Genomic DNA, 4,161 nt, shown 5'->3' on the forward strand with positions numbered 1-4,161 from the left:
CCGAGCAAGCTGGTTGGGAAAATATCGCGCTCAAGACAATGGCTCGAAGCTCGCAGAATTATCCTTACGAAAAAGCAGCTGCGATTCTTGACCGGACTTCATCGAGCATCGGAACGGCAGTGCAATTCGAATATTCGACGTTCAGCCTTACGACCCTGGACAAGTACCGCGACGAACTTCTGGCGCTCTGGGGCGATATGCTTACAGCGCCCTCGTTTTCAGCGGACGATTTCGGCAAGGCAAAGGATGAAGTATCGCTCTCGCTCCAAAGTGTAGAACAGAACCCATGGTCGACCACGCAGAAGGTCATGAATCAGGCGTATTTCAAGGGGCACCCCTATGCGGTAAATCCGGAAGGCACTGAAGAGAGCATTTCGCCGATGACCGCGACAGACGCGCGCAAGTGGTACGCAGAGCATTTTTCGGCGGACAGGATATTTGTGGTCGCTGTCGGTGACTTCAATCCTGCGGAGCTGGCGAAGAAGCTTGAGGCTCTTCTGGGGCAAGTTTCCGGGCCGAAGCTTGGTGCGGTATCGCGCCCTTCGCCATTTCCGATGGGCCCGTCAGGCTCCCTCATCATGCAGGAACATGAGCAGGCGAAAGGAACGCTCTATCTTCGAGGCGACTTTGCGGCTCCCGCGCCGGGCAGCGATGATTATTTTGCGATGGCGCTCGCGGCGCGCATGTTCTCGGATTTGTTGTTTTCGGTTGTGCGCGACAAATACGGCGCTGTGTACACGCCTTCCGCCATGATCCGGTCATTCTTGGCAAATTATGGCTCAATAATGATATACAAAACAAGCGCGCCGGATAAAATCAAGCAGTATATCGACGAAGCAGCCGGTTTGCTCGCGCGCGGCCGGGTCGTCTCCGTAGACCCTGCGAAAACCGAAGCGGATGGCTATATGCCAATCGGCGAAGCCATCGATACCTACAAACAGCTCTATATGAATGAATATTTTGAGGCGGTTCGCAGCAATGCAGCGATTGCTTCGCTCATAATACGCTCGGTTCTGCGGACAGGGGACCCCGCGGATTGGCTCAAGGATCAGAAGCGGATCGACATGCTCGATGCGGATGCGGTTCAGCGCGCGTTCAATACGTATGTGCTTGGCGGAGCGTTCTTGTGGGTGGCTGTGGGCGATCAGACCCTGCTGGACAAGCTCGATCCGCGCGCATTCGAGGCGATCCGGTTCTGAGCCGCGGCGCATAAACCGGGTGCTGGCGGTGAAACTGGGGGCGCGGGCGCATGCAAAAGCCGGCCCGGCTCACGTAAAAGCCGGCCCGGCCCCCTCCGCTGTTGCATCAATACATCGAAAGCCGCTCGAGCGGCGCAGGAAGCGCGTGCAAAGCTTGTTCGATTCTGTCAGGCGCGCCGAGTACACCAGTCATCGATGTTCCCAGAGCCTCTTCGATGAGCGCGCCCAGGTGCCTGAAGTCATCCGGCGAAGCTGCAAGAATGCTGTCGCGGATTTGCTGGCGCGCTTCCTGGGTGTAGCCGGTGAGCGTGTTCATAAGGGCGTTGAAGCCTTTCGCGTCTGGCAGCTGGTAGGCGTCGATGTCACCAATCGTTCCGATTATCGATTTCTGGATTTCCTCGGGAGGCACTGAGCAGGTCTTGAGAAATGCCGCGACGTTGCGGTAGACATCGAGCGTCCTTTCGATGTTCGGATCGCGGTACGAGAGCAGCAGCAAAAGCCCTGATGCCAAATCGAGGTTCGAATAGCCGCCATATGCGCCGCCGATGACTCTAACCTGTTCCCAGAGGTAGGTGGTATCGAGAAACTTTGTCACGACGAGCCAGGCGCCCGCCGGGGCTTTGCTATTCCAAAGCGGCAGAATCATGCCGACACTGTTGACCTGTGCCGGCAGTTCGAGTGTCTCAGCGGCTGGCTTGGATACAGAAGCTGGATCGCAGGCTGAGATGGCTTCATGAATCCAGGAATTCCGGGCACTGCGCGTGCCGCTCGTAACGTGCGCGCGTTCAGGAGACAGGGCTTTGACGATGCGGCGAAGCGCGGGAATGCAGGAATTCAAGGTTGCGCGGTCAGTTGTCACATTGACGATCAGATTATCCCGCACAAGGATGGCGCGCCGCACATCTTCGATATCCGCAAGCACGCTAGGCCAGTCGCTTTCGATTTTCTGAGCGAGCGAACGCAGGAAGAAAAGGTGCTCGATACCGTAAAGCCGCTCCGACGCCCAATCTGCCGGATTGAAGCGCGACCGCAGCCTCAAACTGACCATGCGCGTGGCTGCTGGAACAAGCATAGCTTCCGCTTGAGCTTTTTCTTCCAGTACGATTTGGCGCAGCCGTTCAGGGTTATCGAAGCGCGCTCCTGTAAGAATATCGATGAGAATATCGGCGAGCGATTCGGCTTTTTCTGGCAGAGCTTTTGCGCGCAAAAAGAACCAGGGGCTGGGTTCGCGCGAATCCCAGCGCGAGGCTGACACTGATGTGCTTCGAATTCCTCCGGTGTTGATGCCAATTCGTTGTATAAGCTGGACATAGCTTTCTTTGTCAGTGCCCATTTCGAGAAGGAGGCGTCCCAGAAGGCTCACATATGGCAGAAGGCGGCTCTCGAGCTTTGCAAAACTGAAGCCCAGATCGAGGTATACAATGCCGCCTGTGGCCAGCTCATGGTAGAAGGCAGAAGAAGCTGTCTCGGAACGGCGCGCGTCCATAGCAGACTGCTTGCCCTGCGCGACCGTTCCTCCTTCTTGTGGCGTTTCTGTCAGCAGAAGCAGCTCGGAAGGCAACACAGGCGCTTCTTTCGGAATATCTTCGAGAGAAAGAACTGGGATAGTGGCGAGCGCTTCCGGGCTGTCGGGTGTGTCCTGAAGGCGCCTGAGCTCGTCAGTGGCGCGCATAATCTGCGCAAGCTCAGCGTCGCTGAAAGCCATTCGGGCTTTGTCGAGCATGGCTTTTTCGGCCTCCTCACGCGCTTTATTTGCGTCGGGAGAGGGGAGCAGCACAACTGTGGTTCGGTGCGTATTGCCTACAAGAAGTTCATCGATTAGTTCGCTGAACAGCCGCGGATTATCAGCATAGGCTTTTTTGGTTTTTTCGAGAGGCCCGGCAAAGGCGAGCGCCTCTATAGGGTCTTGATTGTAAAGCCACTCATTCAGCGCTTCGAGCATGACCGCGAGTCCGCGCGGATAGCGACCCGTATTTTTTTCCCGCAAAGCAAATTCAATTGTATTGAGCGATGCTTCGATCGCGTCTTTTTCGATCCCCTCGCGAGCAAGCGCCTCGAGCGTCGAAAAAATGAGTTTTTCGACTTCGCGGACATTAGTCGGCTCGACACCCTTTAGTCCGACCGAAAATGCCGTCTGCAAAAGCTCTTCAGAGTAGCCGAACCCGGCTAGGTCCTCGCCGAGGCCGGATTCGATCAGAGCCTTGCGCAAGGGCGAAGCGGATGTTCCTGTCAGAATATGAAAGAGAATCGAGGCTTGCATGGCGTGCAGAACATTGCCATGGCCGCGCAGAGCCCAGTTGACCGCAGCATATGCTTTGGGCTGGTCCTGCTCGCCGGCCTGGTACATGTATTCGATATAGCGCGGCTCGTCAAAGCGCATCTGCGCTTGCGGGAGAGAATCGATCGAAGCCAGCCCAAAAGGAGCAAGCCATTCTTCCATAAGCGCGAGGCGCCTTTCCGGATCGTCATCGCCATAGAAAAAAATAAACGAATTCGAGGGGTGATAATACTTTTTATGAAAATCGAGGAATTCCTGATAGCTGAGCGTCGGAATTTCGAGCGGATCTCCTCCTGAATCGAGCCCGTAGGAAGTATCTGGATACAGACTGCGGCGACAAAGGTCATCATGCATGTCCTCGGGGTCGGAATAGGCGCCTTTCATTTCATTGAACACGACGCCTTTATAGCTGAATTCCTTGGTCTGAGGGTCCACTTCGTAATGCCAGCCTTCCTGCAGAAAGGTGTACTCGGTCAGATTGGGATAGAACACCGCATCCAGATAGACATCGACGAGGTTATAGAAATCCTTGAGGTTTGTGCTGGCGACGGGATAGCAGGTCTTGTCGGGGTAGGTCATCGCATTGAGGAAGGTGTTGAGTGAGCCTTTCATGAGCTCAACGAAGGGCTCTTTGACAGGATATTTGCGGGAACCGCAGAGCACGGAATGTTCCAGGATGTGCGC

2 protein-coding genes are annotated in these 4,161 nt (G+C 55.5%); one reads left to right on the forward strand and one right to left on the reverse strand.

Features of this window, described 5'->3' with window-relative positions; all coding sequences use genetic code 11:
* Positions 1 to 1,199, forward strand: a 1,199-nt coding sequence (locus GAP13_RS12755; RefSeq protein ID WP_158908671.1) for a M16 family metallopeptidase, incomplete at its 5' end; no start/stop codon positions are given.
* A gap of 106 nt (positions 1,200 to 1,305) precedes the next feature.
* Here GAP13_RS12755 and GAP13_RS12760 read toward each other — a convergent pair.
* On the reverse strand, positions 1,306 to 4,161 hold a 2,856-nt coding region (locus tag GAP13_RS12760), incomplete at its 5' end, for an insulinase family protein (protein WP_158908672.1).

Source organism: Rectinema subterraneum (assembly GCA_009768935.1).
In the GTDB taxonomy this organism is placed as follows: Bacteria; Spirochaetota; Spirochaetia; order Treponematales; family Rectinemataceae; genus Rectinema; species Rectinema subterraneum.